This is a genomic window from Paraburkholderia flagellata, assembly GCF_021390645.1.
Taxonomy (GTDB): Bacteria; Pseudomonadota; Gammaproteobacteria; order Burkholderiales; family Burkholderiaceae; genus Paraburkholderia; species Paraburkholderia flagellata.
The window spans coordinates 2,322,070-2,339,576 of record NZ_JAJEJT010000001.1 but is presented as its reverse complement, the minus strand read 5'-3'; the positions used below and the strand labels follow the sequence as shown (position 1 = coordinate 2,339,576).

General features: G+C 62.8%; 19 protein-coding genes and 3 tRNA genes. 9 read left to right on the top strand and 13 right to left on the bottom strand.

Annotated features, from left to right (window positions below):
- The first annotated feature begins 97 nt into the window (after positions 1–97).
- Entirely contained in the window at positions 98–223 is a 126-nt protein-coding gene (locus L0U83_RS40525) for a hypothetical protein (protein WP_256094537.1), read from the top strand.
- Positions 224–286: 63 nt separating this feature from the next.
- Here the strand turns inward: L0U83_RS40525 and L0U83_RS10430 are convergent, their stop codons facing one another.
- From L0U83_RS10430 to rph, 8 genes are all read right to left on the bottom strand, one after another.
- Positions 287–466, bottom strand: a complete 180-nt coding sequence (locus L0U83_RS10430) for a hypothetical protein (RefSeq protein ID WP_158758386.1) — start codon at positions 464–466, stop codon at positions 287–289.
- A gap of 168 nt (positions 467–634) precedes the next feature.
- A complete protein-coding gene (locus L0U83_RS10425; RefSeq protein ID WP_233882433.1) occupies positions 635–1,951 on the bottom strand; it encodes an MFS transporter in 1,317 nt (438 codons plus the stop codon).
- Between the two features lie 368 nt (positions 1,952–2,319).
- Complete coding sequence (locus tag L0U83_RS10420) at positions 2,320–2,841, bottom strand: TonB family protein (RefSeq protein ID WP_233882432.1); 522 nt, start codon at positions 2,839–2,841, stop codon at positions 2,320–2,322.
- A 116-nt stretch (positions 2,842–2,957) separates the two neighbouring features.
- A complete protein-coding gene (locus tag L0U83_RS10415) occupies positions 2,958–3,170 on the bottom strand; it encodes a hypothetical protein (protein ID WP_158758383.1) in 213 nt (70 codons plus the stop codon).
- Between the two features lie 328 nt (positions 3,171–3,498).
- Positions 3,499–3,588, bottom strand: a tRNA-Ser gene (locus tag L0U83_RS10410).
- Positions 3,589–3,653: 65 nt separating this feature from the next.
- Entirely contained in the window at positions 3,654–4,823 is a 1,170-nt protein-coding gene (gene hemW / locus L0U83_RS10405; RefSeq protein ID WP_233883863.1) for a radical SAM family heme chaperone HemW, read from the bottom strand.
- 44 nt (positions 4,824–4,867) lie between these two features.
- Positions 4,868–5,515, bottom strand: a complete 648-nt coding sequence (gene rdgB, locus L0U83_RS10400) for an RdgB/HAM1 family non-canonical purine NTP pyrophosphatase (RefSeq protein WP_233882431.1) — start codon at positions 5,513–5,515, stop codon at positions 4,868–4,870.
- Complete coding sequence (rph, locus tag L0U83_RS10395; RefSeq protein ID WP_233882430.1) at positions 5,508–6,248, bottom strand: ribonuclease PH; 741 nt, start codon at positions 6,246–6,248, stop codon at positions 5,508–5,510. The genes rdgB and rph overlap by 8 nt, the downstream gene beginning before the upstream one ends.
- Before the next feature lie 281 nt (positions 6,249–6,529).
- Between rph and L0U83_RS10390 the strand changes: the two genes are divergently transcribed.
- The 5 genes from L0U83_RS10390 to L0U83_RS10370 all read left to right on the top strand — a co-directional run bounded on the left by L0U83_RS10390 (position 6,530) and on the right by L0U83_RS10370 (position 11,575).
- The gene (locus L0U83_RS10390; protein ID WP_233882429.1) at positions 6,530–7,468 is read left to right on the top strand and encodes a YicC family protein; all 939 of its coding nucleotides are present in this window, start codon (positions 6,530–6,532) and stop codon (positions 7,466–7,468) included.
- Positions 7,469–7,481: 13 nt separating this feature from the next.
- Complete coding sequence (gene gmk, locus L0U83_RS10385) at positions 7,482–8,195, top strand: guanylate kinase (protein WP_233882428.1); 714 nt, start codon at positions 7,482–7,484, stop codon at positions 8,193–8,195.
- A gap of 40 nt (positions 8,196–8,235) precedes the next feature.
- Positions 8,236–8,439, top strand: a complete 204-nt coding sequence (rpoZ, locus tag L0U83_RS10380; protein ID WP_006400783.1) for a DNA-directed RNA polymerase subunit omega — start codon at positions 8,236–8,238, stop codon at positions 8,437–8,439.
- Between the two features lie 100 nt (positions 8,440–8,539).
- Positions 8,540–10,906 (top strand): RelA/SpoT family protein, encoded by a 2,367-nt coding sequence (locus tag L0U83_RS10375; protein WP_233882427.1) that lies wholly within the window; start codon positions 8,540–8,542, stop codon positions 10,904–10,906.
- Between the two features lie 189 nt (positions 10,907–11,095).
- Positions 11,096–11,575 (top strand): phage protein NinX family protein, encoded by a 480-nt coding sequence (locus L0U83_RS10370; protein ID WP_233882426.1) that lies wholly within the window; start codon positions 11,096–11,098, stop codon positions 11,573–11,575.
- A gap of 89 nt (positions 11,576–11,664) precedes the next feature.
- Here L0U83_RS10370 and L0U83_RS10365 read toward each other — a convergent pair.
- Together L0U83_RS10365 and L0U83_RS10360 are read right to left on the bottom strand one after the other, a co-directional pair.
- Positions 11,665–11,741, bottom strand: a tRNA-Arg gene (locus L0U83_RS10365).
- A gap of 80 nt (positions 11,742–11,821) precedes the next feature.
- Positions 11,822–11,898, bottom strand: a tRNA-Arg gene (locus tag L0U83_RS10360).
- 128 nt (positions 11,899–12,026) lie between these two features.
- On the opposite strand from L0U83_RS10360, the gene greB reads away from it, so the two are divergent.
- Positions 12,027–12,590: a transcription elongation factor GreB gene (gene greB / locus L0U83_RS10355; RefSeq protein WP_233882425.1), complete on the top strand. Its 564-nt coding sequence runs from the start codon at positions 12,027–12,029 to the stop codon at positions 12,588–12,590.
- 87 nt (positions 12,591–12,677) lie between these two features.
- Here the strand turns inward: greB and L0U83_RS10350 are convergent, their stop codons facing one another.
- Both L0U83_RS10350 and L0U83_RS10345 read right to left on the bottom strand, forming a co-directional pair.
- The gene (locus L0U83_RS10350) at positions 12,678–13,844 is read right to left on the bottom strand and encodes a porin (RefSeq protein ID WP_233882424.1); all 1,167 of its coding nucleotides are present in this window, start codon (positions 13,842–13,844) and stop codon (positions 12,678–12,680) included.
- A 529-nt stretch (positions 13,845–14,373) separates the two neighbouring features.
- A complete protein-coding gene (locus L0U83_RS10345) occupies positions 14,374–14,574 on the bottom strand; it encodes a hypothetical protein (RefSeq protein ID WP_233882423.1) in 201 nt (66 codons plus the stop codon).
- 413 nt (positions 14,575–14,987) lie between these two features.
- On the opposite strand from L0U83_RS10345, the gene L0U83_RS10340 reads away from it, so the two are divergent.
- Both L0U83_RS10340 and L0U83_RS10335 read left to right on the top strand, forming a co-directional pair.
- Positions 14,988–15,191 (top strand): cold-shock protein, encoded by a 204-nt coding sequence (locus L0U83_RS10340; protein ID WP_028205165.1) that lies wholly within the window; start codon positions 14,988–14,990, stop codon positions 15,189–15,191.
- A gap of 278 nt (positions 15,192–15,469) precedes the next feature.
- Positions 15,470–16,636 carry an exonuclease domain-containing protein gene (locus L0U83_RS10335; RefSeq protein WP_233882422.1) on the top strand — a complete coding sequence of 389 codons (1,167 nt, stop codon included), beginning with the start codon at positions 15,470–15,472 and terminating at the stop codon, positions 16,634–16,636.
- 16 nt (positions 16,637–16,652) lie between these two features.
- Here L0U83_RS10335 and L0U83_RS10330 read toward each other — a convergent pair whose 3' ends face one another.
- Entirely contained in the window at positions 16,653–17,243 is a 591-nt protein-coding gene (locus L0U83_RS10330; RefSeq protein ID WP_233882421.1) for a chorismate mutase, read from the bottom strand.
- Between the last annotated feature and the right edge of the window lie 264 nt (positions 17,244–17,507).

The following is a 17,507-nucleotide window of genomic DNA, read 5'->3' as shown; positions in this document are numbered from 1 at the left end:
TTGCAACGCCTCACGCCTTCGCCGTCGTGTTCAATCGTAACCATCCAGCCCGACATCGAATGGCCGGAAACAGACACTGACTTGAAGGGAGAACACTGTGAAACGATTGACGCTTACCCTCATCGCCGGCGCATTGCTTGCGGCTTCGCTGGGCGGCTGCGTCGTGGTGCCGGCCGGCGGCTACTACGGCGGCGGCTACCATCACGGCTATTACTATCGCTGATCGCCGCCACACGGCGCAGCGCCACATAGCGCCGTGCAAGCGGCACCTGCGGCACGGCGGCCTTCAGGCAAGCAGCATTTCAATCGCGACGACCGCGGCTATGGCTGCGGCGTTCGCCGCCAGCGCTTCGAGCACGACCGCGCGCCAGCTCGCGGTGCGCAGTCGAAACGCCATCAGGAGGGAGATGCCCAGGGCGAGGGCGATGATCAGAACAATGTCGGCGTTGCTCAGATGCAGGTTCATCGTCGGCTCCCCCGGGAGATCGCTCCCCGCCTGTTGATTCGAGTATAGACACGCATCGCGCGTGCCCAAAGCGATCAAAAATCGCGCTCAGGAAGGGCGTAAAAAAAGCGGAGTCCGGTTGGCGGACTCCGCTTTTTTGCTTTGCTTTTTCGTCGATACAGCGATGGCTTACGAGAGCGATGTGTGGCGCGTCTCACGCATGCACAGGACACCGAACAGGCTCACGCAGGCGGCGATCGACACATACGCGCCGACCCACGAGAGACCGCCGCGCGCGGCCAGCACCTGTGCGATATACGGCGCGACCGAAGCGCCGAGAATGCCGCCCAGGTTGTACGCGACGCCCGCGCCCGTGTAGCGCACGTTCGTCGGGAACAACTCGGGCAGCAACGCGCCCATCGGTGCGAACGTGGCGCCCATCAGGAACAGCTGGATCACGAGGAAGAGCAGCACGAACGGCGTCGCGCCGCTGCCGAGCAGCGGCTCCATCGTGAAGCCCGAGAGAATCGCCAGAATGCAGCCGACGATGAGCACCGGCTTGCGGCCGAAGCGATCGGAAAGCCAGGCCGAGATCGGGGTGGCGATACCCATGAACACCACGGCGATGCACAGCATGCCGAGGAAGGTCGGGCGCGGAATGTGCAGCGCCGTCACGCCGTGCGAGAGCGAGAATACCGTCGCGTTGTAGAAGAGCGTGTAGCACACGACCATGGCGAGCGCGCCGAGCAGCGTCGGCCACCAGTACTGCGAGAGCAGCGTCGCGACCGGCACCTTGACGCGTTCGTCGCGCTCGACAGCGGCCTTGAAGGCGGGCGTTTCAGCGATCTTCAGGCGCACGTACAGACCGAGCGCGACGAGCACCGCCGAGACGATGAACGGCACGCGCCAGCCCCAGTCGCGGAACTGCTGGTCGGAGAGCGTCGAAGCGAGGCCGAAGAAAAGGCCATTCGAGGCGAGGAACCCCACCGAAGGCCCGAGCTGCGGGAACATGCCGAACCAGCCGCGTTTGCCTTGCGGCGCGTATTCCGTCGCGAGGAGCGCGGCGCCGCCCCATTCGCCGCCGAGGCCGATGCCCTGACCAAAGCGCAGGATGCACAGCAGGATCGGCGCGAGGCTGCCAATCGCGTCATAGCCGGGCAGGAAGCCGATCAGCGTGGTGGACAGCCCCATGACGAGCAGCGACGCCACCAGCGTCGATTTACGGCCGATACGGTCGCCGAAGTGGCCGAAGATGAACGAGCCGATCGGCCGCGCGACGAACGCAATGCCGAAGGTGACGAACGCCGAGAGCGCCTGCGCCGTGGCCGAGCCGTGCGGGAAGAACACGGGACCGATCACGAGCGCGGCGGCCGTTGCGTACACATAGAAGTCGTAGAACTCGATTGCGGTGCCGATAAAGCTCGCAAAGATCACGCGTGCGGTGCTTTGCTGCTTCGCTGCGGTAGCCTGATCGGCGCGCGCGGGCGAAATGGGGGAGGTGGACATTCAAGGGTCTCCAGTCGTTGTGACGCGCTTGTGCCTGAGTCTTGCGAGGCTTGCGCGGGCGTCTTTGTTCAGTCTCGAAGCGTGGCGGGACGCGCGGTTCGCGCGGCGCACCGGCCGTGTCCGTCAGGCGGCGACGCTTCGCCAGTATGCATCGCACAACACAGGCTGTGCGCGTTGATTCCTGACCGGCCATGGCGCGCCGATAGGCACGAAGGGGCGGGAGCACGGTCGAAGCCTCACGCCGGGGCGCGGATGGCGCGTGGCGAGAGGCATGGCCGGCGGGCGCCGGCTGGGGATAGCGAAAAATTATAACGACCGTGCGCGCCGTCCAGCAAGGCGGGCGTAAGCAGGCGAGCCAAGCCTTTACGTCACTGGAAGTTCTGCGCCTGCGGCGAAGCGAGCGTGCGCAACTGGAACTTGCCGTTGTCGTTGAAGAGCCAGTCCTCGAACATCTCGAGCTGGCCTGCGGAATTGAGCAGGCCGCCGGGCGGAGGCGGCAGCGGCGCGGCGCGGCGCAGTGTTGCGAGCGCGGTGGCCTCGGCTTCGTTGTCGCCGTTGGTTCGATAAACCGATGACTTCACGATCTGGCCATTGCGATTGACCGTGAACGACACGACCACGAGCGAGCGCAGCATGGCCTGCGGCGCGCCATGCAGAACGAAGGACGGGTTGTGCTCGACGATGTGTTTCGCGACCGTGGTGCGGTAGTCGTCGAGTGTGGCGCTATTGATCGCCGCGGGAGGAATGGCGAGGAGCGGTTTGGGCGGCAGCGTGATCGTGCAGGCGCCGAGGCACCCGAGAATCGCGAGCAGCAAAACCAGACCGAGGCGCCGTGCGAGGAAGGCGCGAGGTGCGGACGAACCGCATGACCACTGGACGCAGATGAGCATGTCGAACAAGCTCGGAAGCGGGACCTGAATCGAGCTTAGACGATACGCAGCGGGAAGCAATCAGAACTGTCCCGCGTAGTTCACGGGACGTGCGAAACGGCGAGGGTGCTGAGCGTTTATTCGACCGGGAACTGCGCGCAAGGATCAGCCGTGGTCGTCGCGCAAGCGTACGAGTACTCGCCGCTCTTCAGGAACAGCTCCTTGCCGACCTGGAGGTTGTCGCGCAGATTGGGCGAGGTTTCCCACGCGATGTAGCTGGAGCACATCACGGCGAACAGGACGACAAGCGAAAACGCGAATTTTTCGAGCAGCTGGTATTGGTGCGGCATGGTGATCTTTCCCATCGATGGGTAGGATTTTACCTCATGATTAGGGTTTTCACCTAGTGAATTGAGCGTGGTCGGGTGGGTGAATTATGGGTTTGACCCTTTAATTGCGGTCGTGGTGGCGGGATATCCGATCGGAACCTCGCTGCGCTCTGGGTGAGCGCAGCGTGCCGCTGAGATATGGTTCGCCATCCTGATCATTTATCGCGCGATATCAGCCACGCACTCTCTCGTGGCGCAGGAGCGGCACCTCGTTGATCAGCGGCATTTCGGCCTGACGGCCGGCGCTTTGACGACACGCTGGCGCTCAGACGCGCCAAGTTTCACGATTTGGCGGAGGCGGTGAGATTCGAACTCACGGAAGGGTTACCCCTTCGCCGGTTTTCAAGACCGGTGCATTCAACCACTCTGCCACACCTCCGGAGCCGCGCATTGTAACCCGAAACATGAGCGCGGCGGCACTCGCCCAGTCGATCCAGATCGACCTTAGTGCGGGTCTTTCAGGAACAGCGCCTGCAAGTCGTTCAGAAAGCGCTGCCCCAACTCCGTCGGCGCGATTTTTTCATAATCGCGCGTAATGAGCCCGCGCCGCTCGGCTTCCTGCAGCGCCGGTTCGATCGTCGTGATGGGCAGGCCCGTGCGTTCGATGAAGCGATGCACCGGAAACCCTTCCACGAGCCGCAGCGCATTGAGCATGAACTCGAACGGCAAGTCGCGCGCGTTGACTTCGTGCTCTTCCTGGACCGGCGTGCCCGCCCGCGCCTGCTCGATAAAGGTCGCCGGATGCTTGTAGCGCGCCTGGCGCACGATGCGGTTCGGAAACGAGAGCTTCGTATGCGCGCCCGCGCCGATCCCGAGGTAGTCGCCGAAGCGCCAGTAGTTGAGGTTATGCCGGCAGTGGCGATCCGGCTGGGCGTACGCCGAAACCTCGTAGCGTCCATATCCCGCGCCCGACGTGCACTCGTGAATCCAGTCCTGCATATCGGCGGACTGGTCGTCATCGGGCAGGGCGGGCGGGAACTTTGCGAACAGCGTGTTCGGTTCGAGCGTCAGGTGATACAGCGACAGATGCGGTGGCTTGAACGAGAGCGCCGTCTCGATGTCGGCCTGGCATTCGGCGAGCGTTTGCTGCGGCAGCGCGAACATCAGGTCGAGGTTGAAGTTGTCGAAAGTATTCGCCGCGACCTCGACCGCGTGGCGCGCCTGCGCCGCGTCATGAATGCGCCCGAGCGCCTTCAGATGCGCTTCGTTGAAACTCTGGATGCCCACCGAGAGCCGGTTCACGCCGCTGGCGCGAAACTGTGCGAACTTCGCGGCTTCGAACGTGCCGGGATTCGCTTCGAGCGTGATCTCGGCATCGGCGTCGAGCGGCAGCAGGGCGCGCACATCCGAGAGCAGCCGATCCAGACCTGCTGCGGAAAGCAGGCTGGGCGTCCCCCCGCCGATGAACACCGTATGCACCTGGCGGCCCCAGACGAGCGGCAACGCCTGTTCGAGATCGGCGCGCAGCGCGTCGAGATATTCGTCTTCGGGGAAGCGCTCGCCCTTCCACTCATGCGAGTTGAAATCGCAATAGGGACACTTGCGCACGCACCACGGGAAATGCACGTAGAGCGCGAGCGGCGGCAGCGAAGTGAGGCGAATGCTGCCAGGCATCGTGAAGGACTGGACCACGTCGATGCCGATTCGATGCTGCTGGCTCACGCTTCCTCCTGCAGTCGCGCGAGCAGCTGGCGCAGGGCGACTGCGCGATGGCTCGACGCGTTCTTGAGCGCCGGATCGAGTTCGGCGGCCGTGGCCTCCAGCTCCGGGACGTAGAAGTAAGGGTCGTAGCCGAAGCCGTTGTCGCCGCGCGGCGCGTCGAGCACCACGCCGTGCCAGCGGCCTTCGGCGATGAGCGGCTCGGGGTCGTCGGCATGGCGCACGAGTGCGAGCACGCAAAAGTAGTAGCCGCGGCGATCCGCGTGATCTTTCAGGTTCGCGACGAGCAGCGCATTGTTCGCCGCGTCGCTTTTCTCGCCGCCCGCCAGTTGCGCGTAGCGCGCCGAAAACACGCCCGGCGCGCCGCGCAGCGCACGTACGCACAGGCCCGAATCGTCGGCGAGCGCTGGCAGGCCCGTGAGCTTCGCCGCGTGGCGTGCCTTGGCGAGCGCGTTCTCCACGAAGGTGGGATGCGGCTCCTCGGCTTCGGGCACGTTCAGCGCGCCTTGCGGCACGAGCTCGATGCCGGCCGCGCCGAGCAGTGCCGCGAACTCGCGCAGTTTGCCCGCGTTGTTCGAGGCGAGCACGACGCGCGAGAGCGCGTGAGCCGCGCTTTTCGCCGCTGAATCCGGCTGCAAATCAGCCATGCGAGATCTCCAGCGCCGCCTTCTGCTTCTCGATCAGCGAGCGGATGCCGCTTTGCGCCAGGTCGAGCAGCGCGTTCAGTTCTTCACGCGAGAATGGCGCGCCTTCTGCCGTGCCCTGGACTTCGACCATGCCGCCCGAGCCCGTCATGACGACGTTCATGTCGGTGTCGCATTGCGAGTCTTCGTCATAGTCGAGGTCGAGCACCGGCACGCCTTCATACACGCCGACCGAAATCGCGGCAACGTAGTCGGTGATCGGCGAGCGCTCGATGCGGCCCGTGGCCAGCAGCTTCGAGACGGCGTCGTGGGCCGCCACGAACGCGCCCGTGATGCTCGCGGTGCGCGTGCCGCCATCGGCTTGCAGCACGTCGCAATCGAGGTTGATGGTGCGCGCGCCGAGCGCCTCCAGGTCGAACACCGCACGCATGGCGCGGCCGATCAGGCGCTGGATTTCCTGCGTGCGGCCGGTTTGCTTGCCGCGCGCGGCTTCGCGGTCGCTGCGCGTGTGCGTGGCGCGCGGCAGCATGCCGTACTCGGCGGTGAGCCAGCCCTGGCCCTTGTCGCGCAGGAACGGCGGCACGCTTTCGGACACGCTCGCGGTGCACAGCACCTTCGTGTCGCCGAACTCGACGAGGACCGATCCTTCGGCGTACTTCGTGTAGTTGCGAGTGATGCGGACTTCGCGAAGCTGGTCGGCGGCGCGGCCGGAGGGGCGCTGGTTGGATTGGGTCATCGTGAAGGTGCGCGAGGGCACGAGAGGGAAGGGGAAACCATGATTTTACCGCCTAAGCGCGCCTCGCGATGGACGCCGCCGGCAGGCCGAAATGGGGCCGCGTGGGCCTGGCGCGCCATGCAGCCCGCGCTTGCGAAGGCGCGCCCTCAAAAATGGGATAATACGGTTTCTCCGCCCCGCGCTTTTCGTCCATTCGCGACAACACGCCGGGCGCCTCGATTCCCCTGCCGTGACCCGCGCGCGCTGCGCACGACGCCACGGCTTTCTTCGCGAGACGAACCATGATTTACAGCATGACCGGCTATGCCAGCGCCACGCGCGAGCTTGCTGCGGCTTCGGGCACGGGCGGCGCCAGTGTCTCAGTCGAATTGCGCACGGTGAATTCGCGCTTTCTCGACCTGAACTTCCGCATGCCCGAAGACGTGCGCGTGTGCGAGCCCACGCTGCGCGAAATGCTGATGACGAAGCTCTCGCGCGGCAAGGTCGACATCCGCATCAACATCCAGAAGAGCGAGCAAGGCGCGAGCGCGGGCGCGCTCAACCGCGACGCGCTCGACCAGCTCGCCGGGCTCGAGCGCGCCGTGCTCGAAGCGTTTCCTGAGTCGGGCCGCCTGCGCACGGGCGAGATCCTGCGCTGGCCCGGCGTGCTGGCGGAAAGCGGCGTCGAGGCCGAAGTGCTGCGCGACGCCGTGCTCGGCTGCGGCAAGCAGGCCATCGCCGATCTGATCGAAGTGCGTGCTCGCGAAGGCGCGCAGCTCGCCAACATGCTGCTTGCGAACGTCACCGAAATGGAGACGATCGTCGCGCGCATCACGCCGCTCGTGCCCGAGCTGATCGCGAAGCACCAGCAGAAGATCGTCGAGCGTCTGCAGGAAGCGCTCGGCATCGCCGCGCCGGACAGCAATGGCAACGGTGGCAGCATCGGCAATATTTCGCGCGAGGAAATTGCCGAGCGCATTCGCCAGGAAGTGACGATGTACGGCATTCGCATCGACATCGCCGAAGAGCTCTCGCGCCTTACGGCGCACCTGAACGAAACGCGGCACGTGATCGAGAAGGGCGGCCGCGTCGGCAAGCGTCTCGACTTCATGATGCAGGAGCTCAACCGCGAAGCGAACACGCTTGGCTCGAAGGCGGCGGCGAAGGAACTTGCAGACGCCTCGATGACGCTCAAGCTGCTCATCGAGCAGATGCGCGAGCAGGTCCAGAATCTCGAATAAGGAAGCAACGAACATGACCGACCAAAGCAGCGCCCCCAAAACGGATGCGAAGCACGACAAGAAGCGCAATCCGTATGCGGGCATGTACCCCGGCAACCTCTTCATGGTGGTGGCGCCTTCGGGTGCGGGCAAGTCAACGCTCGTGAACGCGCTGCTCGCCGAAGACAGCGCGATCCGCCTGTCGGTTTCGTACACGACGCGCGCGCCGCGTTCGAAGGAGCGCGACGGCGAGCACTATCACTTCACGAACGTCGACGACTTCCTCACGCGCCACGCCGCGGGCGAGTTTCTCGAGAGCGCTGAAGTGCATGGCAACTACTACGCCACTTCGCGCGTGTGGATCGAAGACCAGATGAAAATCGGGCATGACGTCCTGCTCGAAATCGACTGGCAAGGCGCGCAGCAGGTGAAGAAGCAGTTCCGCAATGCAGTGGAAATTTTCATCCTGCCGCCGTCGCTCGAAGCGCTCGCCGACCGCCTGAAAAAGCGCGGCGAAGATGAGCCGAACGTCATCACGCGACGCCTGCTTGCAGCGGGCAGCGAGATCGCACACGCGAGCGAATCGGAGTACGTCGTGATCAACGAGAACTTCGATCGCGCGTTGCAGGAGCTGCGCAATATCGTGAGCGCCACGCGCTTGCGCTTCGCTTCGCAATACGCGCGGCATACCGAGCTCTTCGTGCAGCTCGGTATCCACCAACCGCAGCCCGGCGCATCGGGCACATAAGGTAGAATAAGAACCTGCTGAGAATGAGAAGGAACCCGACATGGCCCGCATCACCGTCGAAGATTGTCTGAAACAGATTCCGAACCGCTTCGAACTGGCGCTCGCTGCGACTTATCGCGCGCGCCAGCTCGCACAAGGTCACACGCCCAAGATCGAAAGCCGCGACAAGCCAACCGTTGTCGCGCTGCGCGAGATCGCGGCTGGCCAGGTCGGCCTTGAAATGCTGAAGAAGGTGCCCGTCTAAGGGCGCGTTCGCAGGCATTGCGCCAGGCATGTAGTTTGTACCGCGCGCAGTTGCATCAACCGGCTTAATCGTCAACGCCAAACCTGATACGGAGGGGAACATGAGCACTACGCCCTCGCCGGCCACCGACGTGGACCAGGAAGCTGAGACTACGAGCCCTGCGCGCAATTACATCGACGCGGTCCTCGAACAGTCGTTTCGCCATCTGTTCGGACCGACCGCGACGCCGGAGCAGCCCCGCAAGCACGGGGTTGTCTCCATCGCCAATCTGACTGCTGCGCTCTCCGGTTACCTCACCCCCGAGGAAATCAAGGAGGTCAAGGCGGCGTTCCACTTCAGCGATGAAGCCCACCTCGGGCAATATCGCCAGAGCGGCGAACCCTATATCACCCATCCCGTCGCCGTCGCGGAAATCTGCGCCGGCTGGAAGCTCGACGCGCAGTCCATCATGGCTGCGCTCCTGCACGACGTGATGGAAGACCAGGGCGTGACCAAGGCGGAACTCGCCGAGCGCTTTGGCGCGAAGGTCGCGGAACTGGTCGATGGCCTGTCGAAACTCGACAAGATGGAGTTTCGCAACCGCGAGGAAGCGCAGGCGGAAAACTTCCGCAAGATGCTGCTCGCGATGGCGCGCGACGTGCGCGTGATTCTGGTGAAGCTCGCCGACCGGCTGCACAACATGCGCACGCTCGGTGCGGTGCCGCCCGAAAAGCGCCGCCGTGTGGCGCGCGAGACGATCGACATCTACGCGCCCATCGCGCACCGCCTTGGCCTGAACAACACCTATCGCGAGCTGCAGGACCTGAGCTTCGCGAACTTCAACCCGAATCGCTACGCCACGCTCGAAAAGGCGGTGAAGGCCGCGCGCGGCAATCGCCGCGAAGTGGTCAGCAAGATTCTGGAAGCGGTGCAGCGCGCGATTGCCGACGCGAAGCTCGACGCCGAAGTCACGGGCCGCGAGAAAACCATCTTCAGCATCTACAAGAAGATGCGCGACAAGCAGTTGTCGTTCTCGCAGGTGCTCGACGTGTACGGTTTTCGCGTCGTGGTCGAGTCCGCGCTCGAGTGCTACACCTGTATCGGCGCGCTCCATGCGCTCTACAAGCCGGTTCCGGGCAAGTTCAAGGACTACATCGCCATTCCCAAGGTGAACGGCTATCAGTCCCTGCACACCACGCTCGTGGGCCCGTTCGGCGCGCCCATCGAGTTCCAGGTCCGCACGCGCAAGATGCACGAAATCGCCGAGGCAGGCGTGGCCGCGCACTGGCTCTACAAGAACGGCGGCGCGGATCTGAACGACGTGCAAAAGCGCGCGCACCAGTGGCTCAAGTCGCTGCTCGACATCCAGAGCGAAGTCGGGGACTCGAGCGAATTCCTCGAACACGTCAAGATCGACCTGTTCCCGGACGCCGTGTACGTCTTCACGCCGAAGTCGAAGATCATGGCGCTGCCGCGCGGCGCCACGGCGCTCGACTTCGCTTATTCGATCCACAGCGACCTCGGCAACCAGTGCGTGGCCGTGAAGATCAACAACGAGCTGCTGCCGTTGCGTACCGAACTCAAGAGCGGCGACATCGTCGAGGTGATCACGGCGCCGTACTCCAAGCCGAATCCGGCGTGGCTTGGCTTCGTGCGCACCGGCAAGGCGCGTTCGGCGATCCGGCACTACCTGAAGACGATGCGTCTCACGGAGTCGGTGCAGCTGGGCGAGCGGCTCGTCGATCAGGCGCTCAAGGGCTACGGCTACCAGCTTTCGGAGGTCACGCCGGAAGTGTGGGAGAAGCTGGTCCAGTGGACCGGCAACAAGAACCGCCAGGAAATTTTCGCCGACATCGGTCTTGGCCGGCGTGTGGCGGCGGTCATGGCCAAGCGCATCGAAGTGCTGATGAGCGGCCAGGATGCCGACGACGCCGAGCATCATCATCCGCCGCGCGACCCGAATGCGCCGCCGGCGCCGCCCGTCGTCATCACGGGCACCGAAGGCATGTCGGTGCAGCTTTCGGCGTGCTGCCGCCCGATCCCTGGCGACGACATCATGGGCTACATCGGCATCGGTCTCGGGATGGCGATCCATACGACCGACTGCCGCGTCGCGCAACGTATCCACCGGCGCGACCCGGGCCGCTGGATCGACGTGGCGTGGGCGCCGCAGCCGGGGCGGTTGTTCGACGTCGCCGTGAAGGTGCTCGTGAAGAACACGAAGGGCGTGTTCGCCCGCGTGGCGGCCGACATCACGTCGGCGGACGCCAACATCGTCCACATCGCGATGGACGACGATCTGGCACAGGAATCGAACATGTTGCGTTTCGTGATCCAGGTGAGCGATCGCGTGCACCTCGCGAACGTCATGCGCCGTGTGCGCACGAATCCGGACGTCATGCGCATCGCGCGCGAGCGTTCGAGCGACGACGGGCACCATCGCCACGATGGCGGCATGCGCATCGAGCGCGAGCGCGCGGATTATTGATCGGGGCGAAGCTCGGGGCGCGTAGCCCTGCGCGCCCCGTCGCGAAGTGCCGTTCCGTGGCATGGACTACCGCCAGTGAGCGCATCGCGCGGTAATCTATCGTTATCCCATTGCCGCATCTTCGCGGCAGCCTGACCGGGCTTGCCGGTCAGTTTGCCATCTTCCTTCGACCCGAAACGAGGGACTCGTATGAACGTAGCTGAACTGACCGGCCTGGCGCTCGATTACTGGGTGGCGCGCAGTCTACCGGACTTCGTGCGCGAAATCTATTTCACCGACAGTGGCGAGACAGTCGCCGTGCGCGGCAACGACCGCGGGCGTCCATGGGATGGCCGCTTCATGCCCACCGATTCGTGGGAGGCGGCGGGCGTGGTGCTCGACCGCGCAAAGCGCGTCGAGCTTCGCGAAGGCGAGCCGGCTTCCTGTGTGGCGGAGTTCGAGGGCGAATCGGGTGCAGTGAAAGCCCACGGCGAAACCACGCGCGAGGCGCTGCTGCGGGCGTTCGTCACAAGCCGTTTTGGTGAGACGGTAGGGGAGATGCTGCGTCAGCCCCAGGCGTTGCTGGGCATGGGCATGGAGCCTGTGGCGGAACCCAGCGCGATTGGCGACGTGGAAGACCTGCCGCGACCCGACGCACAGATCGGCGACATCGGTACGCCGCCACGCTAGGGTCTCGCCTCGCACGAGACGGCAGGCACACCCCATTCCCCAGCTGAAAAGACAAAGGGCCTTTCCGAATGGAAAGGCCCTTCAATTGGTGGCGCGGCTGGCAGGATTCGAACCCACGACCCCTTGGTTCGTAGCCAAGTACTCTATCCAACTGAGCTACAGCCGCACGCTAAAACGATACTACTTACAACACTATACTGCTTGAAACCCTTCCCAGATCATTAGACGGGAAACGCTTCGAATAAATGGCGCGGCTGGCAGGATTCGAACCCACGACCCCTTGGTTCGTAGCCAAGTACTCTATCCAACTGAGCTACAGCCGCACGCAGAAGTGAGATTATAGCAGGGGTTCGAAAAAAGGGAAGACCCTTATCGTCATTTGTCTTGGGGCGAGGTTCGTGTACGCTGGCAGTTGTGAGTGAGCCAGTACACGGACCGCAGTGATCCCATTATGAACAAGGCCTTTGTCAAAGAATCGACCGACAACGACGACGATGATCTCGAAGCCGGTCACCCCGAGATCCCCGCCGGCACGAAGAACTACATTACGCCTGCCGGCTACGAGCGCATGCGCAATGAGTTGCTGCACCTGATCGACGAGGAACGGCCCGAAGTGGTCAAACTCGTCTCGTGGGCGGCTTCGAACGGCGACCGTTCCGAAAACGGCGACTACATTTACGGCAAGCGCCGTCTGCGCGAAATCGACCGCCGCATCCGCTTTCTCACGAAGCGGCTGGATCTGGCCGAAGTCGTGGACAGCAGCCGGCAGGAGAGCGTGGACCAGGTGTTCTTCGGGGCGACCGTCGAGTACGGCACCGAGGACGGCGAGGCGCACACGATCACGATCGTCGGTATCGACGAGGTCGATCTCGATCACGGTCACGTGAGCTGGATTTCGCCTATCGCGCGGGCGCTCCTGAAAGCGAAGATCGGCGATCAGGTTACGCTGTACACGCCGGCGGGGCCGGAGCCGGTCGACGTGCTGGACGTGCGCTATCCGCCGCCGCGCGCCTGAATTCAACTTTCGCAGCGCAAATAAAAAAGGCACCCGAGGGTGCCTTTTTTGCTGCAGTGCTGGCCGAAGCGGGCAGCAGCGTGCTGCTTAGAAGCGGTGACGCATACCGACCGTCACAGCAACCTGGTCTTGCGTTGCCGAAGCCGACGTCAGGCCGTTCAGGTACGGTCCGATGTTCGCCGAGTTCGACGAGACGTGCTGCCAGTTGCCCTGGAGGTACACATCGGTGCGCTTCGACAGAGCGTAGTCCGACTGCAGCGAAACCGTGTTGTAGTTCGGGTTCACGCCGCCGCCGAAGTTCGTGCGCGTGTACGTGTACGCGCCGGCCAGGCTCAGAGCCGGGGTCAGAGCGTAACGAATGTTGCCTTCAAAGTTCTGGAAACGTACGCTGTTTCCGTGAAGATTGATGCCGTTAGCCGTACCCGACTGCGTGGGCGAGATGCCAATCGCGTTACCCAGTTGCGTCTGCGTGTAGACGAAACCTGCGGTTGCCGGGCCGAACGTGTAGTTCACGCCGCCGCCGAACGTGCTTTGGCGAGCTGCACCGAAGGTGTAGTCGCCTGCTTGTGCGCCCGAGAACGTAGCCGCGTTGAACTGCGGGTTGTTGATGTTGTTGTTCGCGTGCAGGTAAGCAGCTGCAAAGTTCAGGCCGGCGTAGTTATACGTCGCGCCGAAGCTATAAGCACGGTTGTTCGCGAATTCGGTGCTGTTCGAGAACGAGTACGTACCGCCGAACTTGAAGCCAGCGTAGTTGACGCTCGAGTACTTGACCGTGTTGTTGAAACGAACCGAGTTGTTCAGGTTGTCGTTGTCGAACGGGTGAGCAGCGATCGTGCCACCGTATTGCGTGCCGGTGTTCGACAGCGGTGCGAGGTAGTCGACGACGGAGTCATACTGACGACCGAGGGTGACCGCGCCGTACTGGTCGCTAGCCAGACCCACAAACGCTTGACGGCCGAACATGCGGCCCTTTTGACCGAGGTTGCCGTTGTCGATGTTGAAGCCGTTTTCCAACGTGAAGATGGCCTTCAGACCGCCACCGAGGTCTTCAGCACCGCGCAGGCCCCAACGGCTGCCGTTGACCGTGCCGCTCGTGGCTTGCCACGCGCTGTGACCACTCGTTGCGCTCACGCGCTGGTTGTTCGAGTAGGTGATGCCTGCGTCGATCAGGCCGTACAGCGTAACGCTGCTTTGCGCGTGTGCAGCCGTTGCAAAAACGCCCGTCAGGGCAGCGACCATGAGAGTCTTTTTCATCTTTGTAAACTCCGAGAACAGAGGTGGGTTTCGTTGAACCCTGTTTGGGAAACCGTCCATGCGAAGCGCAGCGAGAGGCAAAGTTCGCGTGGTACGAATTAATCCGTCCGAGGCGGTTTCCAGACAGGCAGAGTGTAGAGAGGGTGCTCGAAGAGGGGGTATTCCGAATTTCGCAATAAAGTATTGCGCTATCGGAAATGATTATCGCGCTCGTCTTGAGCCCTGCTGGTAAAGGCTTTGAGCGGATTTCTCTGGAAGGGGATGAAACTGTCAACCGCGCGAGCGTTGTGCGATCGCTACAACAATTGATTGTGAAAAACGGTTTAAATTGGTCTCAACTGATTATTGCGTCCGGCGTAACAGATGATTGTGCGTCGTATGCTTAATCGTCAGACCGGGGTCCGGCTATACTTCAATTGCTGCTTTCCGAAGCAGACTTTTTCGTTGACGAAAAAGATCTCCAAACCTTTGTCGGCGCGGCCTTTTCAGCCGCGCTTTTTTTTGCCCGTCTTCTGGCCACGCGCACCTCTTACTGGGTGCCCGCTTGGGGCGGCTCAGGCTGCAGGCTCCAGTCTTCCATTACGTAGTGCCTTGCGTCCATTGGGGAACACAGCAGGTTGTGCCAATGGTCCCCGTGCCATGCGCCATAGGTTTCGGCTTCTTCAGCCGTTGGCGCAATCCCGTCCGTTTGTACGAGCCAGTGAATCCATCGCCGCAGAGTCGTCAGCATGATGACCTCCGATGCCGCTATCAATACAAATCATGAATTGAATGTATTACTCGAACAACCGGGAGAAACACTTACGTTTGACACGAATTGTTACACTTCGGGAAAATTTCCCGGTAGAAATGACGCGAACGAGATAATCGCGTAAGAATGACTCGCTTTTATATGTTGATTCGAATCGCATACGATTTTATTGCGGTTTTTTGATGCGTACCGCTTTTATCGTTGAATCGGGAAAGCTGTTATAAAAAATTCTCTTGACTGGTGATTGACGTTCCCCGTATAACGGCAAAGCTGATTTTCGTTCCGCTGAAGTTTCAAAGCGTGAAATTCGCTGAAGCGGGACGGCGGGAATTGGCTGGATACGGCGTGAGGGTTATTGCCCGCGTCATTAAAATCTCGAGGGAAACTGAAACATGGAAACCGGTATCGTCAAATGGTTCAATGATGCGAAGGGCTTTGGCTTCATCACGTCTGACGCCGGCGGCGACGATCTGTTCGCACACTTCTCGGAAATCCGCGCCGACGGCTTCAAGTCGTTGAAGGAGAACCAGCGTGTGTCGTTCGACGTCAAGGTCGGCCCGAAGGGCAAGCAGGCCGCGAACATCCAGCCGCTGTAAGTGCAGCGTGCGAGCGCTCGCTGTGCGAGCGCTCATCAACACCAGGCCCCGGGCAAACCCCGGGGCTTTTTTATTTTTGGCATATTGATATTCAAGCAATATTAGTGGTCACGTTTTTATTCGCGCATTTAATCGGGAAAACCCTGAGATCTCGCGATTTTCCTGATTCGGGTTTTCACTAAAAGCCGAAAGTCGCACTTACGCTGCCGGAACCGTCGGCGTGTCGCGCCCAAACAGTGCATACTTGGGCCGTTTTCCATTTCCCCTGTCGTTTCACCATGCTTGAATCCTCCTTGAGCGCCGCACAGTCCGCCGGCGACCTTCCCATCGTCTTCGTTGACCTCGAGACGACCGGCGGTTCGGTAGCCGAGCACCGGATTACCGAAGTTGGCGTGGTGGAGGTGGCGCAAGGGCAGGTGACACGATGGAGCACCCTCGTCGATCCCGGTCAGCCTATCCCGCCCTTTATTCAGCAGCTCACCGGTATTACGGACCAGATGGTGCGCGGCGCGCCGCGCTTCGCCGCCATTGCGGCGGAACTTCATGGGCGACTCGCCGGCAAGCTCTTCGTGGCGCACAACGCGGCCTTCGACCGCGGCTTCCTGCGTGCCGAGTTCGAGCGTGCCGGTTATTCCTTCAACCCCGACGTGCTGTGCACCGTTCGCCTGTCGCGGGCGCTTTTCCCGGGTGAGAAGCGCCACGGGCTCGACGCGCTCGTCGAGCGCCATGCTCTCGTGCTATCGGATCGCCATCGCGCGCTCGCCGACGCCGATCTCCTCTGGCAGTTCTGGCAGCGCCTGCCCGCGCTGGTGCCGGGCGACGCGCTGGCGTCGCAGATCGAGCGCACGACGCGCCGTCACGTACTGGCCGGCGATATCACCGACGAACTCATCGATACCGCGCCGGCAGGTCACGGCGTTTATGCGTTCTATGGCGAGAACGACGTGCCGCTCTACGTGGGACGCAGCGTGCGGGTACGGCAGCGCGTGCGCGCGCATCTTTCGGGGGAGCGGCGCTCATCGCGCGAACAACGGATGGCACAGCAGGTGCGCCGCGTGGAGTGGCGCGCGACAGGCGGCGAGCTTGGCGCGCTCCTTGTCGAGGCGCAATGGATCGCAACGCTCAAGCCCTCGTTCAATCGCGTGCCGCGTGTGTCGAAGCGCGACCCTGCCGACCTTGGGGCAGCTCCCTGGCCATTCGACGGCGCGGTGGTCGTGCCGGAGCAGGACTCGACGACCGGCGTCGACGTTTATCACCTGATCGATCGCTGGTGCTATATGGGCGCCTTTCCCAGCACGGCAGAGGCTGAGGCGCTGGTGGACCGCAGCGTCGAGCGGGTGTTCGAGATTTCGACCTGGCGCATTCTGCAGACGCACTTCGAGCGCGGTCTGCGCGTGCAGGTGCTGCAGCCGTCCGAGGTTGACGGCCTCACGAGCGCGGCCTAGCAGCCCTTGCGAGCCCTCAGGCGACGCCGCCTACGCCGCCCGATTCGCACACATGCTCCAGCGCCTGATGCATCGCATTCGTGCGCGCGGAGTCGTATCGGGTGAGTTCCTTCCAGTTCGCAACGGTTCGTGCGACTCGCGCCGGGCAATCCGGTGCGCCGCGCATTGACTGCACGCGTGCGAGCGCGCCGATCAATTGCCCGGTGAGTCTGTCGAGTTGGGGCCGAGTGGCCGTGGCGAGATCTGGCGCCGGGTCGCTGGGCGCCTGCGAGGCACGCCATGTGTCGAACAGCGACTTTTGCATCTGTGTGCTGGCATCGATCTGATCGCGGAAGAACGCCCGCGCAAACGCTGGATCGACGCCGGCAGCCGTGGCGCGCTTTTGCACGTCGGCGAGCAAGGCGTCTTCACGGGGCGTATCGGTGATCGGCTTGTGATGTTGCCATTTCCAGTGCGCGACCGGCTCGGCGAGCGCGAGCCGCTGCGAAACGAGCGCGACGAGGTTGGTCAGGGCGGTGTCGTCACCGTCGGCGTGGACGGATGCGATCGGCAAGGCGAAGAGCAGCGCAGCAGCGCAACGCGCGCTCGCGCGGGTCAACAGTGTCATCGAGTGGTAGAAAGACGCCGGCAATAAAAACCGAAGCATAGCCGGTTATGCCGCACTTGCGTCTAACGACGCAGAGATCGAATTGCGATGGTCGCATGAAGGCGCGCTCTCGATCGAGCGTGCCGAGCGATAACGGCAATAGCGCGCAACGGCGCAGAACCGCGCGCGCAGCGTGACACGCGCGTCCCCGTACTACGCGTGTCGATTTGCACACGAACGTCTGCAACGCGCGGTATCACGCAGACTCACGCGAGCGCGAACGTG